Source organism: Thalassomonas actiniarum (assembly GCF_000948975.2).
Taxonomy (GTDB): domain Bacteria; phylum Pseudomonadota; class Gammaproteobacteria; order Enterobacterales; family Alteromonadaceae; genus Thalassomonas; species Thalassomonas actiniarum.
On the sequence record NZ_CP059735.1, the window covers coordinates 3,126,706 to 3,151,375 of the forward strand.

The 24,670-nt window shown below is 47.0% G+C and carries 23 protein-coding genes and 1 tRNA gene; 13 read left to right on the top strand and 11 right to left on the bottom strand.

Annotation, left to right across the window (positions count from 1 at the left end; genetic code table 11):
* The first annotated feature begins 306 nt into the window (after positions 1-306).
* The gene (locus tag SG35_RS13645) at positions 307-2,577 is read left to right on the top strand and encodes a methyl-accepting chemotaxis protein (RefSeq protein WP_236702590.1); all 2,271 of its coding nucleotides are present in this window, start codon (positions 307-309) and stop codon (positions 2,575-2,577) included.
* A 107-nt stretch (positions 2,578-2,684) separates the two neighbouring features.
* Here the strand turns inward: SG35_RS13645 and asnS are convergent, their stop codons facing one another.
* The gene (gene asnS / locus SG35_RS13650) at positions 2,685-4,085 is read right to left on the bottom strand and encodes an asparagine--tRNA ligase (protein WP_044832753.1); all 1,401 of its coding nucleotides are present in this window, start codon (positions 4,083-4,085) and stop codon (positions 2,685-2,687) included.
* A 157-nt stretch (positions 4,086-4,242) separates the two neighbouring features.
* On the opposite strand from asnS, the gene SG35_RS13655 reads away from it, so the two are divergent.
* Positions 4,243-4,605 (top strand): hypothetical protein, encoded by a 363-nt coding sequence (locus SG35_RS13655; RefSeq protein WP_044832754.1) that lies wholly within the window; start codon positions 4,243-4,245, stop codon positions 4,603-4,605.
* A 24-nt stretch (positions 4,606-4,629) separates the two neighbouring features.
* Here the strand turns inward: SG35_RS13655 and bioA are convergent, their stop codons facing one another.
* Positions 4,630-5,934: an adenosylmethionine--8-amino-7-oxononanoate transaminase gene (gene bioA, locus SG35_RS13660; protein ID WP_044832755.1), complete on the bottom strand. Its 1,305-nt coding sequence runs from the start codon at positions 5,932-5,934 to the stop codon at positions 4,630-4,632.
* Between the two features lie 119 nt (positions 5,935-6,053).
* Here bioA and bioB point away from each other — a divergent pair, with 119 nt between their 5' ends.
* The 4 genes from bioB to bioD all read left to right on the top strand — a co-directional run bounded on the left by bioB (position 6,054) and on the right by bioD (position 9,888).
* The gene (gene bioB / locus SG35_RS13665) at positions 6,054-7,127 is read left to right on the top strand and encodes a biotin synthase BioB (RefSeq protein WP_044832756.1); all 1,074 of its coding nucleotides are present in this window, start codon (positions 6,054-6,056) and stop codon (positions 7,125-7,127) included.
* Between the two features lie 105 nt (positions 7,128-7,232).
* Entirely contained in the window at positions 7,233-8,399 is a 1,167-nt protein-coding gene (locus SG35_RS13670) for an aminotransferase class I/II-fold pyridoxal phosphate-dependent enzyme (protein WP_044832757.1), read from the top strand.
* A complete protein-coding gene (gene bioC, locus SG35_RS13675) occupies positions 8,399-9,184 on the top strand; it encodes a malonyl-ACP O-methyltransferase BioC (RefSeq protein WP_044832758.1) in 786 nt (261 codons plus the stop codon). The genes SG35_RS13670 and bioC overlap by 1 nt, the downstream gene beginning before the upstream one ends.
* 35 nt (positions 9,185-9,219) lie before the next feature.
* Positions 9,220-9,888, top strand: coding sequence for a dethiobiotin synthase (gene bioD, locus SG35_RS13680; protein ID WP_044832759.1), 669 nt, complete (start codon positions 9,220-9,222; stop codon positions 9,886-9,888).
* 46 nt (positions 9,889-9,934) lie between these two features.
* Here the strand turns inward: bioD and SG35_RS13685 are convergent, their stop codons facing one another.
* Both SG35_RS13685 and SG35_RS13690 read right to left on the bottom strand, forming a co-directional pair.
* Positions 9,935-10,537, bottom strand: a complete 603-nt coding sequence (locus SG35_RS13685) for a substrate-binding periplasmic protein (RefSeq protein WP_160298291.1) — start codon at positions 10,535-10,537, stop codon at positions 9,935-9,937.
* A 196-nt stretch (positions 10,538-10,733) separates the two neighbouring features.
* Positions 10,734-11,234, bottom strand: a complete 501-nt coding sequence (locus SG35_RS13690) for a hypothetical protein (RefSeq protein WP_044832761.1) — start codon at positions 11,232-11,234, stop codon at positions 10,734-10,736.
* A gap of 337 nt (positions 11,235-11,571) precedes the next feature.
* On the opposite strand from SG35_RS13690, the gene SG35_RS13695 reads away from it, so the two are divergent.
* Both SG35_RS13695 and SG35_RS13700 read left to right on the top strand, forming a co-directional pair.
* Positions 11,572-13,005 (top strand): cytochrome P460 family protein, encoded by a 1,434-nt coding sequence (locus SG35_RS13695; RefSeq protein ID WP_084692727.1) that lies wholly within the window; start codon positions 11,572-11,574, stop codon positions 13,003-13,005.
* Positions 13,006-13,096: 91 nt separating this feature from the next.
* On the top strand, positions 13,097-14,227 hold the full coding sequence (locus tag SG35_RS13700; RefSeq protein WP_044832762.1) for a porin: 1,131 nt from the start codon (positions 13,097-13,099) through the stop codon (positions 14,225-14,227).
* Positions 14,228-14,312: 85 nt separating this feature from the next.
* On the opposite strand, the gene SG35_RS13705 is transcribed toward SG35_RS13700, so the two are convergent.
* Entirely contained in the window at positions 14,313-15,062 is a 750-nt protein-coding gene (locus tag SG35_RS13705; RefSeq protein ID WP_044832763.1) for a class I SAM-dependent methyltransferase, read from the bottom strand.
* A gap of 494 nt (positions 15,063-15,556) precedes the next feature.
* Positions 15,557-15,784, bottom strand: a complete 228-nt coding sequence (locus SG35_RS13710; RefSeq protein ID WP_044832765.1) for a hypothetical protein — start codon at positions 15,782-15,784, stop codon at positions 15,557-15,559.
* 332 nt (positions 15,785-16,116) lie between these two features.
* Between SG35_RS13710 and SG35_RS13715 the strand changes: the two genes are divergently transcribed.
* Entirely contained in the window at positions 16,117-16,728 is a 612-nt protein-coding gene (locus SG35_RS13715; protein WP_044832766.1) for a glutathione S-transferase family protein, read from the top strand.
* 74 nt (positions 16,729-16,802) lie between these two features.
* Here the strand turns inward: SG35_RS13715 and pepE are convergent, their stop codons facing one another.
* Positions 16,803-17,513, bottom strand: coding sequence for a dipeptidase PepE (gene pepE / locus SG35_RS13720; RefSeq protein ID WP_044832767.1), 711 nt, complete (start codon positions 17,511-17,513; stop codon positions 16,803-16,805).
* Between the two features lie 144 nt (positions 17,514-17,657).
* Positions 17,658-18,074, bottom strand: a complete 417-nt coding sequence (locus tag SG35_RS13725; protein ID WP_044832768.1) for a type II toxin-antitoxin system HicB family antitoxin — start codon at positions 18,072-18,074, stop codon at positions 17,658-17,660.
* Between the two features lie 561 nt (positions 18,075-18,635).
* On the opposite strand from SG35_RS13725, the gene SG35_RS13730 reads away from it, so the two are divergent.
* Together SG35_RS13730 and SG35_RS13735 are read left to right on the top strand one after the other, a co-directional pair.
* Positions 18,636-19,523: an arylamine N-acetyltransferase family protein gene (locus SG35_RS13730; protein WP_044832769.1), complete on the top strand. Its 888-nt coding sequence runs from the start codon at positions 18,636-18,638 to the stop codon at positions 19,521-19,523.
* A gap of 44 nt (positions 19,524-19,567) precedes the next feature.
* Entirely contained in the window at positions 19,568-20,110 is a 543-nt protein-coding gene (locus SG35_RS13735; RefSeq protein WP_044832770.1) for a DinB family protein, read from the top strand.
* 72 nt (positions 20,111-20,182) lie between these two features.
* Here SG35_RS13735 and SG35_RS13740 read toward each other — a convergent pair.
* The 3 genes from SG35_RS13740 to SG35_RS13750 all read right to left on the bottom strand — a co-directional run bounded on the left by SG35_RS13740 (position 20,183) and on the right by SG35_RS13750 (position 22,347).
* Positions 20,183-20,259, bottom strand: a tRNA-Pro gene (locus tag SG35_RS13740).
* 114 nt (positions 20,260-20,373) lie between these two features.
* On the bottom strand, positions 20,374-22,053 hold the full coding sequence (locus SG35_RS13745) for a DUF3413 domain-containing protein (protein WP_044832771.1): 1,680 nt from the start codon (positions 22,051-22,053) through the stop codon (positions 20,374-20,376).
* A 72-nt stretch (positions 22,054-22,125) separates the two neighbouring features.
* Positions 22,126-22,347, bottom strand: a complete 222-nt coding sequence (locus tag SG35_RS13750) for a YejL family protein (RefSeq protein WP_044832772.1) — start codon at positions 22,345-22,347, stop codon at positions 22,126-22,128.
* 78 nt (positions 22,348-22,425) lie between these two features.
* Between SG35_RS13750 and yejK the strand changes: the two genes are divergently transcribed.
* Both yejK and pyrC read left to right on the top strand, forming a co-directional pair.
* Entirely contained in the window at positions 22,426-23,481 is a 1,056-nt protein-coding gene (yejK, locus tag SG35_RS13755) for a nucleoid-associated protein YejK (RefSeq protein ID WP_044832773.1), read from the top strand.
* 151 nt (positions 23,482-23,632) lie between these two features.
* Complete coding sequence (pyrC, locus tag SG35_RS13760) at positions 23,633-24,664, top strand: dihydroorotase (protein ID WP_044832774.1); 1,032 nt, start codon at positions 23,633-23,635, stop codon at positions 24,662-24,664.
* Positions 24,665-24,670: the final 6 nt, after the last annotated feature.

The following is a 24,670-nucleotide window of genomic DNA, read 5'->3' on the forward strand; positions in this document are numbered from 1 at the left end:
TTCTTTTACTTAGTTGCCGACTGTTGTTTTGATAAATGCTGTTTGTTTACAGGATATTGTTTTAACTTGATTTTTCTATAAATAGTCAGTAATCGTTGATGTTTTTTAGCAAGTATGAACTCAGTCATGCTCTTGCAACTTTAATAGCCTTCCTGCCCTGAAAAGCTAGGTTTGCTGCGTTAGCCCTCTCATTTTCAAAAGGAAATTATTTAAAATCAGCTAAACTTGATGGTAAGTTTATGTTGTAGGCCGTTGTTTATGAAGGTTTCCTCTAAGATAATTTTAGCGTCGGTATTATTATCAGGGATGGGAATATTAATAGCAGGAGCGTTAGTCAGTTGGCAGGCATCATCGGTGGCGGCAAAAGCCATGGAAAAAAGTGCTTTTGACCAGTTAGTTGCCGTCAGAGAATTGCAGAAAACCCAAATAGAAAATTATTTTCTGACCATCTCCCGCCAGATTAAGACCTTGTCAAATAATACCATGGTGATCGATGCCATGCGTGACTTGCCCGAGTTGTTTTTTAAATTCGATCAGCAAAGTTCACTCAGGGACAATGATGCCCTGGCACGCTACTATACCGGGGGGTTTGATCCTGAATACCAGCGTAAGAACCCCGGTACAGATGTCAGTTCTATCGGTAAATTCAGGCAGCTGGATCAAAATAGCAAGTCGCTGCAGCACGCCTATATCAGTGCGAACTCCCATGCCTTAGGCAATAAAAATGCACTGGAAATGGCCGATGACGGCAGTGAGTACAGCTTGCTTCATGGCAAATACCATAAGCATTTTAATCATTTTCTCGATGAATTTGGCTACTACGATATTTTTCTGGTGGAGCCGGAAAATGGTTATATAGTTTATTCTGTGTTTAAAGAGCTGGATTTTGCCACTTCACTTACCTATGGCCCCTATAAAGATACCGGCATTGCACAAGCTTATGCCCTGGCAAATAAAAGCACCGCCAAAACCAGTGGGGTATTGGTGGATTTCAAGCCCTACTTTCCCTCTTATGATGCGGCCGCCGCCTTTATCGGCGCTGCCATTTTTGCCCCCGACGGTAAAAAGTTAGGGGTGTTGATTTTTCAAATGCCGATTGACAGGATCAACGATCTGATGACCTATCAGCAAGGATGGCACGATGTTGGCCTTGGCGACAGTGGTGAAACCTACCTGGTGGGGGATGATCGTTTATTGCGCAGCCAGAGCCGCTTTTTGATGGAAGATAAAGTTAATTATCTGGCAGCACTTAAAAAGGCCGGTTTTGATGAGACGGTATTGAAAAAAATTAATGCCAGTGATTCGGCGATAGGCCTGCAGGCGGTTGATACCGAAGGTGCCAGTGCTGCCATTGCCGGGAAAACCGGCATTAAATCCATCAAAGATTACCGGGGGGTCGAGGTGTTGTCGGCCTTTGCCCCGTTAGATATTCCCGGGGTAAAATGGGGCATTCTCAGCGAAATTGATGTTGCAGAAGCCATGGCGGATAAGGATAAGTTGACCGCGTTGATCTGGTGGCTGATGATGATGATTATGCTGTTGTTGCTGCCTGTGATTTCAGCCGCGGCCTATATGGTCGGGCGCGGGATCTCGAATCCTATCCAGAGTTTTATTGCCCAGGTCAATTCCGTGACCGCAGAAAAGGATCTCACCACCCGGGTCAGTTATCGCGGCAAGGATGAACTTTCTTCATTGGCGGACTCTTTTAATCATCTATTAACCGGGATCCAGGAAATTCTCCATTGCGTAGAAAATTTGGCCAAAACCTTGTATCAGTCCACCAACAAAATGCTAAAGGGCATGGATGAAACCACGGGACAAACCGGGCATCAATGCCAAAATGCCGACAGTGTTGCCGTGGCCACCAATGAGCTGCTTTCCACCATACAGGAAGTGGCCAGGAGTGCGACCGCGGCGGCAGAAACCGTCAGGGAAACCGACGGTAAGTGCCAGGATACCAGTCATGCCGCCGGTTTGCTAACCGGTTATATGGATGATTTAAATCAACAGATGGTGTCGGCCTCAACATCGATTGAAAAGCTGGCTCAGGAAAGCCAGTCAATAGGCTCGGTACTGGACGTTATCCAGTCGATTGCTGAACAAACTAACTTACTGGCATTAAATGCCGCCATTGAAGCCGCCAGGGCGGGTGAGCAGGGACGGGGTTTTGCGGTGGTTGCCGATGAAGTGAGAACCTTAGCCAGCAGAACTCAGCAATCGACAGAAGATATTCGCAATAAAATCAATGCCCTGCAAAGTGAAACATCGACGGCGGTTAAAATGGTGGCAGCATCGGGTAAAATGGCCAATGCCAGTATCAGCGCCTGCAATGATAACCGGGAGACTTTGGGTCAAGTGGTGGAGTTAGTGGCCCGGTTAAATGATATGAATGCGCAGATCGCTACTGCAGCCGAGCAGCAAACGACAGTGGTGAACGATATCAACCAGAATATTACCGAAATTGCCGGTACCTCACAGCAGATTTCCGAAAAGGCGGATGCCAATAAGGGAGATGTGAAAAAGATCAGCATTTTAGTCACCAATCTTGAAGATAAAATGCGCGAGTTCAAGCTTTGATTTTTGCTGATTAAATGGATTGAAGCTGTTACAGAGACAATTGATATAAAATGCAGGCAATAAAAAACCCTCAAGTGAGGGTTTTTTATTGAAGAACTTAAGCCAGCTTAAAAGGCTGCATTGTTCGGCGTACGCGGGAAAGGAATGACGTCACGTACGTTCTGGATGCCGGTGGCGTAAGCGACCAGGCGCTCAAAACCTAAACCAAAACCTGAATGAGGCACAGTGCCGTAACGGCGCAGGTCGCGGTACCAGCTGTAATCTACCGGATCTAAGCCCATCTCTGCCAGGCGCTCATCAAGCACGTCCAGACGCTCTTCACGCTGGCTGCCGCCGATAAGTTCACCTATACCCGGTGCCAGGATATCCATGGCGGCAACGGTTTTCTTATCGTCGTTCAACCGCATGTAGAAAGACTTAATGTCTTTCGGGTAGTTTTGCAGGATCACAGGTCCGCCGACATGTTCTTCTGCCAGGTAACGCTCGTGCTCTGAGTTAAGGTCTACGCCCCAGAAAACTTCGTTTTCAAATTTCTTGCCGCAGTTTTGCAGGATGTCGATGGCATCGGTATAGTCCATGCGTACGAAGTCTTTTTCAATCACTGTGTTTAAACGGTCAATAACGGTTTTATCCACACGTTGCTGGAAGAAGGCCATATCGTCGGCGCGCTCTTCTAACAGGGCTTTAAACACATAACGTAACATTTCTTCGGCTAAATCACCGGCAATAGCCAGATCGGCAAAAGCAATTTCAGGCTCAACCATCCAGAATTCCGCCAGGTGACGGCTGGTGTTGGAGTTTTCTGCGCGGAAAGTCGGGCCAAAGGTATACACCTTGGACATGGCACAACAGTAGGTTTCTACGTTTAACTGACCGGATACCGTTAAGAAAGCTTCTTTACCGAAGAAGTCTTCGCTGTAATCGACATCGCCTTTGTCGGTGCGCGGCAGGTTTTCCATGTCTAAGGTGCTGACACGGAACATTTCACCGGCGCCTTCACAGTCACTGGCGGTGATCAACGGCGTGCTGATCCAGAAATAACCTTTGCTGTGCAAGAATCTGTGGATCGCCTGTGCCAGGGTATTACGTACCCGGGTCACCGCGCCGCCGATATTGGTACGGGCGCGCAAGTGGGCGTGCTCACGTAAATATTCGATGCTGTGGCGTTTGGCTGCCATAGGGTAGGTATCGGGGTCTTCTACCAGGCCTAATACTTCAACTTCGGTTGCCTGGATCTCAAAAGATTGTCCCTGGCCCGGAGATTCCACCAAGGTGCCGGTAACTTTTACCGCGCCGCCTGTGGTCAGTTTAAGTACATCAGTTTGATAATTGTCTAACTCATTCGGCACTATGGCCTGAATGGCATCAAAACATGAACCATCGTGAATGGCTAAAAATGAAATACCGGCTTTGGAATCGCGACGTGTGCGGATCCAGCCATGTACCGTGATGGTTTCGTTAACGGGGTATTTTCCTGCTAATACATCCGTAATCGATATAACAGACATTTATCGACCTCTTATTCTTTAATAATTATCCTAATTGTAGGGTTTGGTATGTTACCGCGACTATTGCTTTTCTCAAGTAAAACTTGCTAAATAGTACGATAATTAATGAAAATAAAGCTATTAATTTTAATAAGGGAATAAAAAGGGAGTTGTGGTCATGATTTGGCGGGGTAAAAATCGGCGCAAAGCCCCGGACAGCTGGATATATTTTGCCCGGCTTTTAGCTATCGGCGGCTGGCTCTGTTTTATTGTCGCGTTAATTGTCTCCTTTTATGCTGCCCCGGAAAAAAACTATGGCCTGGTACGTTATTACCAGTTGCCGATCAGAAGCCATTGGCTGATGCCGTTAACCAACTATTTGTACCTGATCTTATGGTTCAGCGCCTTTAGCAGTATCGCTTGTTTTATTATTGACAGGTTCCGCAACCGCCGCAGCGCCGATAACCTGCATTTCAACCTGGTGTTGCTGTTTCTGGTATCGGTTTCCTGGATAACTTATATCATTATCCAGGCCTTTTGAACTGCGGCGTTAACACTTGCGCCGTTAATCAAGCGTAAAACATTGCTCTTCATCCAATACCGTGGCGATCGCCCGGACCAGCTTGAGTACGTTCGCCTCGGTGGATATATAAGGCGGCATAATATAAATCAGCCTGCCAAAGGGACGGATCCAGACGCCAAGTTCAACAAATCTTTTCTGTATCCGGGCCATATTGACATTCTGGCGTGCTTCCACCACACCTATGGCCCCAAGTACCCGGGTATCTTTCACACGCTCATGTTTGGCCAAAGGCAACAGGTGCTGTTTTAGGTGGGCTTCCAGGGTGGCCACCTGTTGTTGCCAGTTGTTCTCTTTTAGCAAGTCTATGCTGGCGCTGGCAACGGCGCAGGCCAGCGGGTTGCCCATAAAGGTCGGGCCGTGCATAAAGCAGCCTGCTTCGCCGTCACTGATGGTGGTGGCGACCTCTTTTGAACATAAGGTGGCTGCCAGGCTCAGGTAACCGCCGGTCAGGGTTTTACCCAGGCATAAGATATCCGGTGAAACATCCGCCCATTCGCAGGCAAACAGCTTACCGGTGCGGCCAAAGCCGGTGGCAATTTCATCGGCTATCAGCAACACCTTATATTTTTTACATAACGCGGCGCAGGCTTTTAAATATTCGGGGTGATAGAAACGCATGCCGCCCGTGCCCTGGACGATAGGTTCAATGATAAAGGCAGCCAAGTGCTGGTGGTTTTCGGCAAATAAGGTTTCAAGTTCTGCGGTGTCTTGTGCTTGCCACTGTTCGTCTATGGCAATGTTTGGTGCCGGGGCGAACAGGTTTTTCATTAATACCTGGTCAAACAACTGGTGCATGCCGGTGACGGGATCGCAAACCGACATGGCGGCAAAAGTATCGCCGTGATAGCCGTTACGTACCGTCAACAGCTTATGTTTGTTTTTCTCGCCCTTGCTGTGCCAGTATTGCAGCGCCATTTTAATGGCCACTTCAACCGCAACCGAGCCGCTGTCGGCTAAAAATACCCGCTCTAAAGATTTCGGTGTCAGCGTAATCAGTTTTTGACATAATTCAACCGCCGGCTGGTGGGTTAAGCCGCCAAACATGACATGGGCCATTTTTTCTGTCTGCTCGATAATGGCCCGGTTCAGTTTAGGATGGTTATAGCCGTGCAGCACAGCCCACCAGGATGCCATGCCGTCGGTGAGAATTTCGCCGGATGCCAGGGTTATTTCCACCCCTTTTGCGGACTCTACCAGGTAAGAAGGCAGGGGAGACGACATGGAAGTATAGGGGTGCCAGATGTTTTCCCGGTCAAATGCAAGTAATTCTGTGTTTTTTTTGTTCATTTGTTAACTAATTTGTTTGGCTGACGTTGACATCATTATTAGGCTGGCTAGACTACCCGTTAACTTATAAAGATGCAATTGAGAGTTCTATGTCAGCAAATCCGGGTGTAACCCAGCCAATGAATAATAATGAAACAAACCAGGCCGGGGACACAGCTGTCCGTCACAACTGGACGCTGGCCGAAGTGCAGGCTTTGTTTGACCTGCCGTTTAATGATTTGATGTTTCAGGCGCAAACCGTACACCGTCAGCATTTTAACCCCAATGAAGTCCAGGTCAGCACCTTATTATCGATTAAAACCGGTGCCTGTCCGGAAGACTGTAAATATTGCTCGCAAAGCGCCCGTTATAAAACCGATATCGACAAAGAGCGCTTGATGGAAGTGGAAAAGGTGCTTGAAGCGGCGAAAAAGGCCAAGGCCCAGGGCTCGACCCGTTTTTGTATGGGGGCTGCCTGGCGTAACCCGAAAGCGCGGGATATGCCTTATGTGGTAGATATGGTTAAAGGGGTGAAAGCCATGGGGCTGGAAACCTGTATGACCTTAGGTATGCTTTCTGAAGATCAGGCCAATGAGCTGCAATCTGCCGGTCTGGATTATTACAATCACAACCTGGATACCTCACCCGAGCATTATAACCAGATCATCACCACACGTACCTACCAGGACAGGTTAGATACTTTGGATAATGTCCGCAGCGCCGGAATGAAAGTGTGCAGCGGCGGTATTGTCGGTTTGGGAGAGCAGGCGAAAGACCGTGCCTCCTTGCTGGTACAATTGGCGAATTTGGAGCAGCAACCGGAAAGTGTGCCGATCAATATGCTGGTAAAAGTGGAAGGTACGCCGTTATCGGAAGTACAGGATCTCGATCATTTTGAGTTTATCCGCTGTATTGCCGTGGCCCGTATTCTGATGCCAAAAAGCCATGTCCGCTTAAGTGCCGGGCGTGAAGCCATGAATGAACAAATGCAGGCGATGTGTTTCCTGGCCGGCGCCAATTCAATTTTTTACGGCTGTAAATTATTGACCGCCGCCAATCCGGAAACCAATCAGGATATGATGTTGTTTAAAAAGCTCGGTATTAACACCGAAACCGTCAGCAACCATGAGTTGGATGAAGGCGATGAAGCACAAAGGTTGCGTACCGCGGTTGTTAATCAGGAAAACAGCGATTTGTTCTACAACGCAGAATAGAGCGCATAATACTGCCGTTACCGGCATTTAAGGTTTGTCGCTAGGCTTGGGAAAACTCCGCTTTTCCCAAGTCCCATTGTTTTTAAAGCTTTTATAAGAAGTACCATGGCGTTTGAATTTATCGATCAGCAGTTGGCCCAAAGGCAAAGCCAGTCCAGGTATCGCCAAAGGGTATCTATTGCCGCTGCGGCCGGACGTGAAGTGGTTATCGCGGGTAAAAGCTACCTTAATTTTTCCTCCAATGATTATCTGGGGTTAAATAATCATCCCGAGATTAACCGGGCGATGCAAGAGGGCATCGACCGCTTTGGCCTGTGTGCTAGCGGCTCAAGTTTGATCACCGGCTTTAGCTATGCCCATCAGGTGCTGGAGCAGCAGATATGCCAGTGGCTTAATAAACCCCGCTGCCTGTTATTTTCCAGTGGCTTTGCCGCCAATACCGGGGTCTTGCAGGCCCTGGGCCAGCATAAATGTCATTTTTTGCTGGATAAACTTTGCCATGCCTCCTTAATTGACGGCGCACTTGGTGCTTGTGATGGTGGAAAAACTAGTGGCGGCAAAGCCAGTATGAAGCGTTTTCGCCACAATGATATTGAACAGCTGGAAGGTTTTTTGAAGTGCTCGCCTGGTGATGATAACCTTATTGTCTCGGAAGGGGTGTTTAGCATGGACGGCGACCAGGCTGAAATAAAAAAATTGTCAGCGCTGGCAAAAAATGCCAAAGCTTGGCTATATTTAGATGATGCCCATAGCATAGGGGTGATTGGCCGGCAGGGCCAGGGAAGTGTCAGCCAGGGTGATGTTGATATTGTCATGGCCACCTTTGGCAAGGCAATTGCCAGTAGCGGTGCTTTTATTGCCTGCGATGAAAACCTGTTTGAATATCTGGTCAACTTTTCCCGACACTATATTTATTCCACGGCAATATCACCGGCCGTGGCCTGGGCAACGGTTAAAAGTATTGAGCTAATACAAAAAGAACAATGGCGAAGAGATAAAATAGCACAGCTGAGTTTTTCTTTATCACAGGCACTTGATCCCAGGATAACCTTAGCCCCGACCGAGTCATCGATACATGCGTTAATTATCGGTGATGAAGCCTCGGCGCTGGCTGTCAGTGAAAAATTGAAAAAGAAGGGCATCTGGCTCACCGCGATCAGACCTCCGACGGTTCCTGTTAACAGCTCCCGGTTACGCGTTACTATTTGCGCAAACCACAATAACAACGATATCAAGTATTTAGCAGCTTGTTTGAATGAGGCTCTTGGTTAATGCCAGAAACAAAAAACAGAATAAAAATTGCGCGCTCTTTTGGCTCCGCCAGTAACTCTTACGATGTTTCCGCCCGTTTGCAGCGCTTTAGCGGCAAACACTTAATGCCCTGGTTGCCCAACCGCAATGATTTAACCGTGCTGGATTTAGGCGCGGGCACCGGCTTTTTTACCGATATTTTGGCGGGCTCTTACCACCGGGTAATAGGTCTGGATTTCTCGAAAAAAATGCTGCATTTTGCGCAAAAAAGCCGGAATAACAATATTCATTGGTTGGAAGCGGATGCTCATCACATACCCCTTCAGGACCAAAGCATAGATTTAATCTATTCCAATTTGATGATCCAGTGGTGCAACCCGTTAGAAGATGTGGTGCAGGAAATCCTGCGGGTATTAAAACCCGGCGGTCTGTTTATTTTTACCACCTTAACCGACGGTACCTTGTATGAGCTGAAATCTTCTTGGGCCCAGGTGGATGATGATCGCCATGTGATTAACTTTAAACGCGAGCAGGAATTGCTGGCGATGTTTGACAGTCCGCGCTCGAAATTATTACAACACCAGTGCCAGGATATTGTGCTTGAATATGAAAACGTCCTGCACCTGGCCCATGAACTTAAAGGCTTAGGCGCCAACCAGGTGCCCGCCAAGGGGAATAAAGGGCTGGCAGGTAAAGATAAATGGCAGAAAATGACTGCTTCCTATCAGGATTTCCAGGAGCCGGGCGGCGTTTATCCGGCCACTTATAAGGTATTTTCCGGCTTGATGGTAAAACTCAGCGATTGAGTTTGGCGTGAGCGCAAAAAGAAGTAACGATATCAATGAATGAATTATTTATTACGGCAACGGATACCGATGCCGGTAAAACTTATGTTGCCCGGGCACTGGTGACGGCATTAGTCAACCAGGGGCAAAAAGTCGCTGTTTATAAGCCGGTTTCCGCCGGGTGTGAATTAATCGACGGGCAGCTGATCAATGAAGACGCAAGTTTATTGCAGTCATGCGCTAATTGTCAGCAAAGTATCTCCCAGATCAATCCTATTGCCTTTGCCGAGCCGATAGCTCCGCATATTGCTGCGGAAAAATCAGGGCAGCAGATCACTTTGTCTCAAATCATAACGGGCTACCGGCAGCTTAGCGACCTTAATGCGGATACTATTGTCACCGAAGGGGCCGGAGGCTGGCGCTTGCCGTTGGGACAGGGACATTATTTATCTGATTTTGCCAAACAGGGCGCTTTTCAGGTGGTCTTAGTGGTTAATATGAAACTAGGTTGTCTCAACCATGCCATGCTGAGCTATGAAGCCATAAAGGCCGACGGCTTGCAGTGTGTTGGCTGGGTGGCCAATTGCCAGCAGCAGATGCCTTATCTTGATGAAAACATTGCACAGCTCAGCCAGTTATTGCCGATGCCGCTTATTGCCCGCCTGGGGAATTGCCCGGATATTGATAAAGCAGCCGCTTTTATTGATACCGCCGCGCTACTTTAGCGTTTGAACACTTATGCCTGGCTTAGGGGAAGCTGGCCGGGCATGTTCAGTCTTGCTGCTGCCTTTGCCGATGTTTTGCCCGGGAAATCTCCAAGGCCAGCGCCGGTAATAAATGCCGGTGGCGTTTATGAATATAATGATAGAGCTTATGCTGAAACAGAGGTGGCAGGTGAATAACAAAGTCATCCCGGGCACGAGTTTGCTGTATTTTTCTGACAGCACCCAGGGATAAAATGGCGTAATCTACCAGGCCGTTATCGAGTAACTTTATCACTTGATTTATATTGTTTTCATATAAGACATTATGCTCTTGAAAATAATTTTCCGCGGCTTTCATGCCCCTTTGCGAGCCTAAGCTATAGCCGGTTAAATCTGCCTTGGTTTTAATCTCGGGCAAGGGGGCAATGCTCAGGGCGATGATGCTTAATTCAACCAGCGGCGGTTCCACCTTGATTAAATTAGGATACTGGCGGGAGATATTGTCTATCCGGCATAACTCGGCGTCCGTTTTTCCGGAATTGGCGGCAAATAATGCCCGCCTGCCGGGAAATTCGACGATTGCCGGGGTGATGCCTAATCCCTGGTATGCCTGCACCAGAATATCTTCACATATTTGTATCGATGCGACATTTTCATGCCTGCTGATCAAAAAATCTCCGCCCCGGGCTGAGGTAACCACAACTGTTGCAGTTAAAAGCGCAAGAGAGACCGAGCGGACACAGGCAAATAAAAATGATGTCAATTGCAACAAGGCCGTTGTCTCAATTTTAACGGGCAGAGGTGATTATAAGTATAACGGTATTATTCCTGTTGTTGCCGGTATTGTATCCGGGAGATCTCAAAGGCTAATGCTGCAAGCAAATGCTGATGGCGCTTGTGAATATAATGATAGAGTTTAGGTTGAAAGAGCGGTGGCCGGTGAATGAAAAAGTCTTTGCGGTAATTTGCCCGCTGGTGACATAGTGGTTAAAACCTTGCCGAAAATAATTTTCCGCCGCCTTCATGCCTTTTTGCGATCCCCGTTTATATGCTTTCAGATCGGCCATTGTTTTGATCGGCGGTAACGCCGTGATGCTCAGTGCTACTATGGTTAATTGCTGCAGGGCGGGTTCTACTTTGATTAAGTTGGGATATTGCTGTGAAATATTATCAACCCGGCATAATTCGGCATCAGTCTTACCTGCATTAGAGGCAAGCAGCGCCCGCCTGCCGGGAAACTCTACCATCACAGCATTTATTCTCAGTGCCAGGCAGGCGGGTATGATTATTTTCGCGCATAATTCTACGGTCCGGGCATTTGTCGGTTTGCTGATTAAGAAGTCTCCGCCCCATGCGTTAACCGGCATTAGTGTGATCAACAGCGCACTAAAGTAAGATCGGGCAGATGAAAGTAGACGTGATTCAGGTCGCTGCAAAACAGGCTGCTCGATTTTACATCTGCGGATTTGCCTTTAAGTATAAGGTTATTTCTGCTCTGTCCGAGGGAGTTAAGCTTTACTGCTAGCCTGATTTAGTGATGCCAGCCTGCACTAAAATCATCTTGCCGGTTTTTTTCTGTAAAAGTGTTCAATATTCTACGGCTTTTTTCGTACTTTAAACTATCCTAACTAGTTACTTAAAAATACTTTAGGGTTTGAACAATTTTTCCTTACTTTTTTATTCGCCAGTGCAGAGGGTAACTCTATGCATAATATAGAAAGGATAAGAGCGGTATTCATTTATGCCAGGATATGCGTGATCGCTTTTATACTGATCGGCTGCAAAGCCGGCGATGGCACTGGATTGGACGCCAATGGCCAGCCACTTGTCGAAGATGATCCAGAGCCGGTGATAGGCTTGTTTGTACAAATCCAGGACGATATTTTTACCGCACGTTGTATTGCCTGCCATATCGGCGCCCAGGCTCCCCAGGGGCTGGATCTTTCTGAAGGTAATGCCTATGGCAATATCGTCGGCGTTGCCAGCAATCAACAGCCGACGCTGAATTTGATCGAACCGGGGGAGCCCGAGTTCAGTTACCTGGTGAAAAAAATTCGTGGCGATGAAGACATTTCCGGCGGGCAAATGCCCCTTAGCGGTCCGCCATTTCTCGACGACAGTCAAATCCAGCTGGTGATTGACTGGGTGAATGACGGTGCTCCGCCGCCACAAACGGCAACGCCGGCTGAATTTGTTGCCGAGCTCAGTGATTTTAGTGCTTATGGCAGCTGGTCGGCGATAGATTACTCCATAGGCGCCACCAATAGTGCCCTTGGCGGCGCCCATCAGGCACAAGATGATAATTACTCGCGCCGGGTATATGCCAATGCGCTGGCGCTGACGGCAACCGACAGCTATCCCAACGGGGCTATTTTTGTTAAGGAAGTCACCAGCTGGCAAAACGGGGAGAGAGAATTCTCCGCTGCCGGCGGCCTGCTGGCCATGGTAAAGCGGGGAAGTGATTTTAATCCCGGCAATGGTGGTTGGGAATGGTTTGAACTTAATCCTGATCTGTCTGAAATTGTTGGCAGGGGAGCCAATTTGATGGATGACGGTTGTAATACCTGCCATTCGCTGGCTGACTCGCAAAGCGGCGGCGGGGATTACGTCTTTGAGCACCCGAGTGAATATCAGGCGGATAACAGCGACTTTGCCGATTTTCGCAGCTGGAGCCAGATTGAAGAGCGCTCGGATCAAAACCCCTTACTCGGAGGCATGGCCCACGGCGGCGACAACCCCGACTCGACCCGGCGGATCTTCAAGAAACAGCTATATGCCAACCCAGATACTCAGGAACAGGGTTACCCGATAGGCACCATCTTGGTTAAAGAGGTCGAGCAGGAGGGCAGTATTGTTGAGATCACTGCCATGGTGAAGCGGGGCGGCGATTTCAGTCCGGATCATCAGGACTGGGAGTGGTTTATGTTAGATCCGGACTCGCTGGAGATCATGGTTGACGATAATGGCGATGAAACCCGTGGCGCCAATCTAATGGACGGTATGTGTGCCAGCTGTCACAGCCAGGCCAATCCCGACAGTGGCTATGGCACGGATTACGTTTTCCACCATGAAAATGATCCTTTCAACTTTGCAGATATGGCGATTTTCACCCAGATCAGAGCGATGATAAAAAATTAGCATCCCGGGAGGCGGGCTAAGCAGCCTGCCTGATGCCTTTATCATATCATTGCTATTAAAAATGCGATTAATTTGAGCACTAGGATTTTTTATGAACATTCACATTACAGTGTTAGCACTTCGCCCTAAGGTGGCGATCTGGCTGATTTTTGCCTGCCTGTTATCTTTACAGCTGGCAGCAGAGCCCTATTTTGCGGTCAGAGAAGGATTAAAATGCTCGGCCTGCCATACCAATATCACCGGCGGAGGGCAGAGAACGGACTTTGGCTTTGTTTATCCGCAAACCCTGTTGCCTGGGGGCAAGAGTACTTTCTCCCCTAAACTCAATGAGCATTTGCTGATCGGCGGTAATATCCGCAGCCGCTACGGCTATACCCGTTTTGATGAAGCCGATGCGGTTGAAGGGGCAAGCACTGAGCCGGTTGATTTTGACAATACCAGCAGCTTTGAGGTTACCAACGGCACCTTGTATATCGGGGCGCAATTTACGCCGGATCTGTTGTTTTATCTGGATCAGCAGGTGGCGCCTGAAGGCGGCAGGACCCGGGAAGCGGCGGTGATCTGGAAAAACCTCAGTGGCGGCAGTTATATCAAGGCGGGGAAATTTTTCCTGCCTTATGGCCTCAGGCTTGAAGATGACGGCGCTTTTATCCGTGAAGTCACCGGCTTTAATTTTGATAATTCCGATATCGGCCTGGAAGTGGGTATAGAGCCGGGGGATTTCTCTTTTAGCCTCGGCGTGACCAACGGCACCCAGGGTAGCGGGGAGAATAATAAGGATAAGCAGCTTTCCTTTGTCGGTTCCTATATACAGCGAAGTTACCGGCTTGGTGTCTCATATTCTACGAATGAAGCGCCGAACCGTCAGAAGAGTACCTCTTATAATATTTTTGCCGGCGTTAACTGGCAGGATTTTACCTTGCTGGGGGAAGTGGACTGGATTGAAAATGAAAACGGCGATCAGCAAACCGATATGATAGCAACCTTGTTTGAAGTCAATTATCTGCTGAACAAGAAAACGAATTTGAAGTTTACTTATGAGTACCTGGATCCCGATGATGATATCGATGAGAATGAGCGGGTGCGCGGCTCTGTGGTGGGGGAGTATTTCCTGAACCGTTTTTCCCAGTTACGCACCGGAATTCGGATTTACGATGCCATTCCGCAAAACTCCTTGTGGAATCAGGACAGGTTTTTCCTGGAGCTGCATCTGTTTTATTGATGTTTACTTAAAGGCGAGCAGCTTATTTATCTGATAAATAATGCCCCAAAGAGTGCTTTGGGGCATCTGCTTAGTTCAAACGCGATTACTCAGGTTTTTTAAATAAGAAAGTAAAGCGGTCGGTATTACCGGTCACGGATTTGCGGCCAACTTCATAGCGTAATTCATCATCCGGGCGATAGTGCAGTGTGGAATAGTCGACAAATTCAAACCCTGCAGCCTGTATTTCTTTGATTGCCAATACCGGATCAAAGCGGCGGCCATTTTCATTGTCGTTACTCTGCATATGGCGGCGGGTATGGTCAACAACTCCATAGATGCCACCGGGTTTTAATGATTCAAAAACAGACTCATTGAGCTGAGTACGGGTTTTAAGCGTCAGGTTATGGTAGTTCCTGAAGGTTAATACCGCATCGAGATCTTTAACATTAAGCTCTGTACTGGTGAGATCATAAAGCTCTTCGCTTTCGTTATATTTAAACTCGCTGCTTTTGGCGAGTAATTTCACTTTATTCAGTGCTTCTTCGCTCTCTAACGATTTTTCGATGCGGCTTGTGCCCAGCGCGAGATAAAGCTGGCCGTTATCACGTAAAGCGGGGGCCAGTAACTTGGTATACCAGCCGCGGCCCGGGATCAGTTCCAGTACCTTCATATCGTCCTGGATACCAAAGAACTCCAGGGTTTGAACCGGTTTACGGTTTCTGTCGCGCTCTTTTTCTTTTTCGCTGCGCAGTTCAGACTTTAATGCCTGTTTGATCTTATCGGAAAAATCATCCGCCATGGCCGGGGTTGTTAAGGTAGCGGCGAGTAACAGGGCGGAAATCGGTTTGAGCATATTTATTCTCCAAATTGTTGTTATTGGCTTTTATGGAACCAGATCATTATTCATGGTTGCTAACAAAAAGACATCATCAAGGGGGCGATATTTTCAAATTAAGGGTTACAAAATATGTCGCATAAGCTGATTTGCTGCTGTGTCTTTTTAATGGCCTCATCTTCCTCAAAGGCAGGACCGGGCTTAAAGGCTTTTCATTTCCACCTGATATTAGTTCGGGCTTTTATTGGCCGTTACAGCTCAGGGCATAAGACTTGTGACCGCAGCGCAGGCCCGATATTGCTTGCTTTACAAGCTAGCGTACTCGACAGGGTTGTGCTATTGCCACCATGGTGTGCTGCCGGGTTTCAGATGAGAAAGAAGGGCAAAATGATCGCCATGTTATTAATACTTGGAAGTGTCCACTCTGTGCCGGCAACAGAGAAAAATATTTTTCACGGCCGATAAAAAAAGCGCCTTAAGCGCTTTTGATATGAAGGGAAAAATCCAGAAGATTAACCTTTTGAAATTAATACCGGGTAGCGGCAGCCATCTGCGCCGACACGCCACTCATAGACATAACCTGGAATTAAAAAGTAATTCGGGCAATTTTTTATTGCGGCCAATTGAACAGGTACATCTACAGTGTTGTTTGCGGCGGCAACAGGGGCTTCAATAGCATTTGCTGAAGAGACAAATAAACCTGCGGATAAAACGGACAAAATTGCTTTTTTAATAATCATTTAAATCTTCCTTTATAATTTAAAATGTAAAACTATTTTTACGACTTTTCATGATGTTGCGGCAAAAACATGTCGCCATCTGAAAGTGCCGTTAACATACAGGATGTTAAATGATTTAACAATGATGTTTACAAAATGTAACAAGTTTGTTTCTTTGTGTGTCTTCGCTAATAAACGTTTCCAGCTTGCTTTGCTAATGCCGGCATTTATAGATTGGTCCGGTAATCCGCCTCATTTGCCTTTGAATTGAAAAAGCACTGTTTAGCCTTGTATTTTTCCACTGAGATCCCAAAGTTAACCCCGAAGGGATTTAAAAACATAAGGGAGCTATTATGAATAAAATGACATTAACCTATTTTGACATTGACGGCGGACGGGCCGAGCCGATAAGACTCGCGATGCACACTGGTGGTATTGAATTTGTCGATGAACGCTTTGGTTTCAGTGAATTTCCCAGCGTACGAGAAAAAACACCGCTACGCCAGGTGCCGGTGCTGATGTTAAATGAGCGGCAAGTAACCCAGTCCAACAGTATTCTCCGTTATGTTGGCAAACAAGCGGATTTATACCCACAAGATGATTTTCAGGCGTTGTTGTGCGATGAAGTTTTAGATGCTATCGAAGATGCCACCCATAAACTGGTTGCAACCTTCGGCTTATCGGGGGAAGAATTAAAAACTGCGCGTCAGAGCCTGGTTGCCGGGCCATTAAAACAGTATCTGCAATGGGCACAAGCAAAACTCGAACAAGGCGGGGGAGATTATTTTATTGAAAACCGCCTGAGCATAGCCGATTTAAAAGTGTTTGTCTGGACCCGGGCATTAAGTGCCGGTCATTTAGATTTTATCCCTACGGATCTGGTGGAAAGCTGTGCGCCGAAATTACACCGGCACATGAAGTTTATTGCCGCCCTGGCGCCTGTTAGCCAATATTATCAAAAATAGCACGCTTGATGTGGCGCTATCATCATTAACTTGGTGACAGCGCCTGATTTTTCTCACTAAAGTGAGATGAGGATTTAACCAAGCAGATGGGTTAAATCTGTGTCCGGGTTTATGTCTGACTTTTCTCCCCCCTGAAAAATAAAGCCGGGCTCAGGACCGATCAGGCTGAGTTTGCCTTGGCTGAACTTAAGCGCGGTACCTTCAACGATGGCAACAATCGGGGTTTGCTTGTCTACCACCATAAATTCTGCCAGGCGTTGTGAGCGGGTTTCACCGTTATGGCCCGGAGGATTGTAATCGGTAAAGTGCGGGTTTAACTGGAAGTTAACCAGGTTAAGGGCATTAAAACTCGGCGGTTCAATGATCGGCATATCATTGGTGGTGCGTATGCTTAACCCGGCAACATTAGAGCCGGCGCTCCAGCCGATATAAGGCATGCCAGAGCTGACTTTTTCGCGGATCACCTCCAGCAATTCATGCTGGTATAACTGATGCAGTAAATGAAAGGTATTGCCGCCGCCGACGGCTATTGCTTGTGCTGATTTTACCGCATCGGCAGCATTGTCATAGCTATGTATGCCGGTCACTTTAATATCCAGGTCGGCGAGGGCGGTTTGCACCATCTCGGTATATTCATCGTAATTGATGGTGATGCCGGCATAAGGGATGAACAATAATTCTTTTATATCGCCAAGATGTTCTTTGATCATCTCTTTGGCATGGCTCAGATAATCGGTTTGTTTTGCTCTTGAACTGCTCAGCAGTAATAAATGGGCATTTGTCATGTGTGGCTGTTGTCCTTGGCTTACTTTAAACAAAAAGTTTAAATAAAAGGTTTTTCGGCAAAAAACCGGGAGCAGGTATTTTGCCGCTACGATAAATAAAAGGATTTTAACAAAATATTGCGGTTAAACTCACCCGTTGTTTTATTATTTTTGCAATTCACTCAGGCAGGCGGTGGCAATAAACCCCGATCGTGTCTTGTAAGCCGGAGATTGGGCTACCTGGTGATCAATTTTTTTGATCAATAACTCCGGCAGGGTGACGTTAATTTTATGGCTTTTGCCCAGGTAAGGGGAGATGTCGATTTCTATGATGGCCCAAACAGCACCATTGCTTTGTGCCAACTGACCCGCCTGATTAACGTAGTAATCTATCGAACGGGGGGTTGGGATCGCTTCACCGTATTCTGCCAATATACTCATATGGCTTGCGATTGCCTGATCTATTTTTGTTAATCCTTCATCTATGGTTCTGGCTTTTGCCAGGCAACCGGGCAAATCGGGTACCGTGATCTGGTAGTGATCGGCGGTTAATTCTTTTTCTAACTTCACCGGATATTTCATAAACACTTCCCTTAATGACAATGAACATTGGCCTAAAAATGAACAGATTTCATTGTAACTCTTATAACTCCAATAGCAAGAGCTAAGATAACCCTGATAACTCTTGATTTTCACTTGCTGATAACCCTGGTAACTCCCCGGTGCTTTCCCTCTGTAACTCCGGTAACTCTATTTTGGACCTTTGCTTTTGTTGGTGTGCACTTATTCACTTACTTGTTAGCTCAGACAAAAAAGAAGGATCTGTTTTTGATCCTTGCTTGAGATCACTGCAGGCGTGTGTCGATTGTTTTTCTAAAAACGCCGAATCTATTGGGGGGTTACCGGAGTCTGTTTAAGTTGGTTTTTATCATTAAGCTTGCTTTTAGAGTCGAAGGATCCTTTGCCTGATTGAATGAAAGATCCCTTCTATCGATGTGGCGATCCCGGGATTGATACGTTTTAACACCGGCTTCTTTTTTCGTTTCCCAGCTGTTATATTTTGTTTGTTTTTTATCGTCCGGGCTGTAACTTTTAATTCAACAGATATCGGGAAAGACGGCAAAATTTATTAAGGCAGGCTGAATGATAAATCATGGATTAGTTGAAAAGGTGCTAACCGCAAAGCAAGTTCGGCAGTATCTGGAGCGTTTAAATTATCACGGGCAGTGTCGGGCCGATATTCAGACCTTGACCTGTTTGCATCAGGCACATATGGAAAATGTGCCGTTTGAGAACCTGGATATTGTCTTGGGGCGTAAAATAAACCTCTCGCCAGATGCATTGTTTACTAAAGTGGTTACCGGAAAACGCGGCGGTTTCTGTTATGAAGTTAACTCCCTTTTTGCTTCCCTGTTAGCGGCACTGGGTTTTGAGGTATACCTGCATGCAGCCCGTGTTCACGGTGATAAAGGATTTGGCCGGCCATTTGATCATATGCTGTTATCGGTTTGCCTTGATAAGGCTTTATATCTTGCCGATGTCGGTTTTGGCGATTCGTTTATCCAGCCGTTACGCCTGATGCAGGGGGATGACGTGTACGCGGCTGAGCAGCCCGATGCTGTTTCACTTGCCTGCCTTAATTTGGGGGCTGTAAGCCAGCGGGAGGTCAATTATAAAGTTGTCAACACTGCGGACGGCCTGGTGCTGATGCAACAAAAGCCATCGCAGACATGGCAGGCGCAATATCTTTTTTCATTGCAAGCGTTTGAGATAAGTGCTTTTTATGACATGTGCCAATATCATCAAACCTCACCACAATCGAGTTTCACCCAAAAGTCGCTATGCTCTGTTGCCACACCGGCCGGGCGTAAGACGATGTCTAACGGGCGCTTTATTGAAACTGTCAATCACCTGCGCCAGGAGTCTGCATGCACGGAGCAGGACCGATATCGCGAGATGTTAAAACAACACTTTCGCCTGACATTACCGCAAGAAATTTCAGTCCAAAGCTGGCAAAAGCTGCTTGCTTAGACAAACAGCCATTAACATTTAATCCACTGAAAAGGAGTTTCCCCTTGAGTTTAGTTAAAAATTTCCGGATGTTGTCACGTTATAATATCAGGATAAACAGGCAACTGCTCGGTTGCTGCGAGCAGTTAAGCACACAAGCATTAACCAAAGAAAGCCACTCTTTTTTCCCTAATGTGATCAGCTACTGGAATCATCTTCTATTTGGCGATTTGATTTTATTAAAACGCCTGGCAGCAAATAACCTGGCCGGCTTTACCCTTAATGACTTTGACACTTTTCCTGAGCCGGTGTCACCGCAAGATATTTATCACCAAGAGTTAACGGACATTCGTACTTTACGAGAGCAGGTGGACCAAGTGATTGTTGAGTTTTTTGCAAACCTGACCGATGATGAATGCGCACAGCTGATGTCCTATACCAGCACCGAAGGGGAGCTGATCACTAAATGCGTGGCCGATGTCTGCCAGCACCTGTTTAACCATCAGAGCCATCACAGGGGACAGTTGACCTGCGTTTTGAGTCAGCTGGGTATTGATTACGGCTGTATGGACTTACCGGTACTGGTGCCTGAAGGAAGCGGGCTGTAAGCAAGGCAAAAAAAAAGCTTAACCGACAATATCAGTTAAGCTTTTTAAGCTGCCGTTTAAGACAGAAGAATATGGTCGGAGTGGCAAGATTCGAACTTGCGACCTCACGTCCCCCAGACGCACGCGCTACCAAGCTGCGCTACACCCCGACTGGCAAACCGTTAATGTGTTTCCTTGTTTGCGAGACGTATAATAATGATTTATTAAATGAATGCAATGAAAAAAACTTAATTATTAACTGTTTGCTGATTTATTGCCCTAAATTACTGTGTTTGTTTATTTAATTGGCTGAATTGTTTTATAAAATGAACACCGTCTATCATCAGCGGGAAATCGGAGCTTACCGTGATCGGCGCCTGCAATTGCCTTGAATAACTCTGGAAGTTACCATTCTGGTCGATAAACACAGATTTATCCTTGTTAAACACCATAATACCGTCGTCTGTGGTATTGGCGATCACCCGGTTTTTCTTCAGGGTCAAAAGGTCGCTGCCGTTACTGTATAGGCCGGTATCCATGTCGCAGCCGAGCCAGTTTTTAAACAAGGTCGGCTGCAGGTCCATCTGGCTGGTAAGGCTGCTGATATTGCTTGCCTTGGCGTCTGGCCAGAGTAAAAGCGCAGGTTTAATCGACAGCCCGGTATCCTTGCCGGTATTGCCGATAGAGCTGACCCAGATGATATCCTGCTGCTGTTTTTGGCGTTGTGCGAGCAGCAGGGCATCCATAAAGAGTTCAAACTGGTACTGATCCTGGTCCGAGAAATAAATCAGGTGCAGGCCTGGTTGTAAATTATTGAGCTTTTTGGCAAAAATCAAACTGGAGATATCGTTTAATTTTTTGTGTTCGTTAAACAGCTTGGCCAGCCACAGGGCATCTTCTTGCTCCGCCTTATTGTCGCCGATCCGGGTATAACTGCTCGCCAGTTTCAATTGCTCAAGCTTTTGAAACAGGACCGGCTCCAGGCCTTGTTTGATGATTTCCTGCTGGTAGATACTCGGCAGGCTGTACAAGAGATTAAACCAGGCATCGCCGCCTATGGCGTTATCAATATGATGCTGCAGTTTAATCGCCGGGGATGAAGCACGCTGGGCAAATTGCCGGCTTTGCTTATCCGATAACATATCCCGGGTTAAGACAATAAAGGCCGAACGCGTCGGGGCCTGTTGGCTGGCGCATTGTCCGGTTAATGCCGGGTATTGAGGCACCGCCGAAGAAAAAGATAACGGGCTGGTCTTCCTGGCAACATAGTCTTGCTGGTCAAACATACCATATTTGGTCAGCAGGGTTTTTGCGGTGGTCGGGTAGGAGAGCGGCAGTACCGTGTCCTGGCGCAAAATATCATAATTGAGCTCGGTATCCGCCCAGATATGGGTGATGTGGCTGAAAAAGAAAGACGCCACCAGGCCCTGTACAATAGGGCGGGCGAACACGGTCTTTTGCAACTGCTTTAAATGTTTCCAGGCATAATTGCTGATCACAAGTTCTGCCGCGAGAATAACCAGGCATAACACTATCGAGATAAACCAGAAAGACCTGGGATCATGTTGTATTTGATTGTTAATCAACGCCAGGATCTGATCGCTCGAAGAGGCATTTAAATGATAACCCAAGCGGGTATAGATAAAGGCATCAAGAATGAGCAACAGTAATCCCAGGGTAAAGATCAGTGAAGCGCTGGTGCGGATAAACCGGGTATACGGAAACAGCAGGGTTAACGGAAACACGATCAGCACAAAACTGATAAAGGTCAGAAACGCCATATGGCTGAACCAGGTGGTCACTAAATAGATCTGACCCAGCAGGGATTCCGGACTCGACTCGCTAAACAAATAAAACGAAGACAGGGCGATGGCAATGGCAATATTAAAAAACGTGAACCAGTGGCTCCAGCTGATTAACTGCAATAATCGCTTGCTGTAGGTTTTTCGGTCAAATGACAGCATGGATGTTGATTATTCTCTGGTAAATGGAAAATACTATTAACTAAGAAAAGACGTCTAGCTAAATAGTGGTTTTTAATGTGATTTTTGTACAGACTTTTTCAAAGCACTGGTAAAATTGTTTACTATTGCTTCTCTTTGCTGCTCGGGAACCTGATTATTTAAAATTTCTGTGATGGTATTTCCAAGGCACATCAAAGCTAAATCGGGGGTTGCGCCTTCGTCAACTAAAACATTTAATAAATCTTGGATAATTTTTTCTACACGTTCATTGGAATACTTGGATACAATGGGCATCTTTTACACTTAATTGCTGATGATAAACTGGCGCGTAGTTTATCAAATGCCTGAACAATATAATACTGACCTTTACCTATGAGCTTAATAATTTCCAATATAGCCCTGCATTTTTTATCGAAAAAAGAAGAAACTGGCGAAGTTTTACTGCAATTTGGCCCAGAATCCATAGAAATCGGCCAGAAGATCCAGAACTTTGTTGATGCGCTGCACAGCATTTATAACGCCAAGGGCAGCAAAGCCTACGGAAATTTTGCCACCAATTCCGGCGCCGGTGACAGCGCCAGTTTTGTCGATATTATGGAAAGTTATCTTTCTGAGGTGCAAAATTTTTATAATTTCAGCGTGCAGGGCGCCAATATGCTGAAAAACGAATTGGGTAAATATGATCTGGCGGAAACCGGCTATTTGGTGATTTGCCATTACGAACATATGGGCGGCCGCTACCTGTTGGCGGCGGTGATTCCGGTTTCCGAACACTACAGCGTTGACGGCGAGCTGAATATTTCTGCCGATCAGCACTTGGACACGGAAAAATTGCAGCTGGCGGCGCGCATTGATTTATTCGACTATCAGCAAAACCCCCAGGGCAACCGCTATATCTCTTTTATCAAGGGACGTGCCGGGCGTAAGGTTTCGGATTTCTTTTTAGACTTCCTCGGCTGCGAAGAAGGCGTCGATGCCAAAGAGCAAAGCCAGACCCTGGTGCAGGCGGTGGAAGATTATGTCAACGTCAACCAGCTTGACCCGGATGAAAAACAGCAAACCCGCAAAGAGCTGCTTAGCTACTGTAAAGAGCAGAAAGAAACCGGACAGGATGTTTCCTTAAAAGAAGTGTCCCAGGTAATGGGCAGCGAAGAAAAAGAGCAGGACTTTTATCAGTTTTGCCAGGAGCAGTCTTATCCGATCGAAGAATCCTTCCCTCACGACCAGGCAGTGATCAACAAGGTCACCAAGTATTCCGGTTACGGTAACGGCATCAGCGTCAGTTTCGACCGGGGCCACTTTGGCCGGGATGTGGTCTATAATCCGGTGCAGGAAACGTTAACCATACATAAAGTACCGCCTAACTTAAAAGATCAGCTGCTTAATTTATTAAAAACTGAAGCCGGTGCACAAGAAGAAAGCGAATAATGCTGGCCGGTTATGTTAAAATCGCGATATAACGCAGCAGATATTTAGTTAGCGAGTAAAAGAACTAGCCCGTATGTCCAGGCATACGGTTCATTTTTGCATAGCGGAAGTTGTTTTCCGCTATTGCCGTATTAAACAATAGGTAAGATCCATGACAACATTAACCATTACCCGTCCCGATGACTGGCACGTACATTTGCGCGACGGCGCGGTTTTAACCAACACGGTAGCCGATATCAGTCGTTATTTTGGCCGGGCGATTGTTATGCCAAACCTGGTCCCCCCGGTAACCGACGCTAAATCCGCCAAAGCTTATTATGACCGGATCATGGCGCAAAAGCCGGAAGCTCACTTTACCCCTTTGATGGTGTTGTATCTTACCGATGAAACCACACCAGAAGATATTATTGAAGCCAAAGCGCAGGGACTGGTGGTTGCCGCAAAACTTTATCCTGCCGGCGCTACTACCAACTCTTCTTCCGGTGTCACCGATATCAGCAAGCTGGGCCCGGTCTTTGCCGCCATGGAGCAAACCGGCATGTTGCTGCTTGTTCACGGTGAAGTGACCGACAATGATATCGATATTTTCGACCGCGAAGGGGTTTTTATCGAAAGAACCCTGAGACCTTTGGTGGCCCAGTACCCTGATCTAAAGGTAGTGCTTGAGCATATCACCACCCAAAATGCCGTGGAATTTGTTAATGAAGCCGGCAGTAATGTTGCCGCCACCATTACCGCCCATCATTTATTGTTTAACCGCAACCATATGTTGGTTGGCGGTATACGTCCCCATTATTTCTGCTTGCCTATCCTGAAACGTAATATCCACCAGCAGGCCTTGATTGAAGCCGCGACCAGTGGCAGTGAGAAATTTTTCCTGGGTACGGATTCAGCCCCGCATACCCAGCAGGCGAAAGAGGCGGCTTGTGGTTGTGCCGGCGCCTATACTGCCCATGCCGCGATTGAACTTTATGCCGAAGCGTTTGAAGAAGCCGATGCCCTGGATAAACTTGAAGCTTTTGCCAGCCTTAACGGTCCACGTTTTTACGGCTTACCGGTCAATGGTGATAAAATCATCTTAGAGAAGAAAAGCTGGCAGGTACCGACCAGTTTACCTTTTGGCGAAGACAGGGTTATCCCGATCCGCGCAGACGATACCATCGCCTGGCAAGTGAAAGGGTAAGGGAGT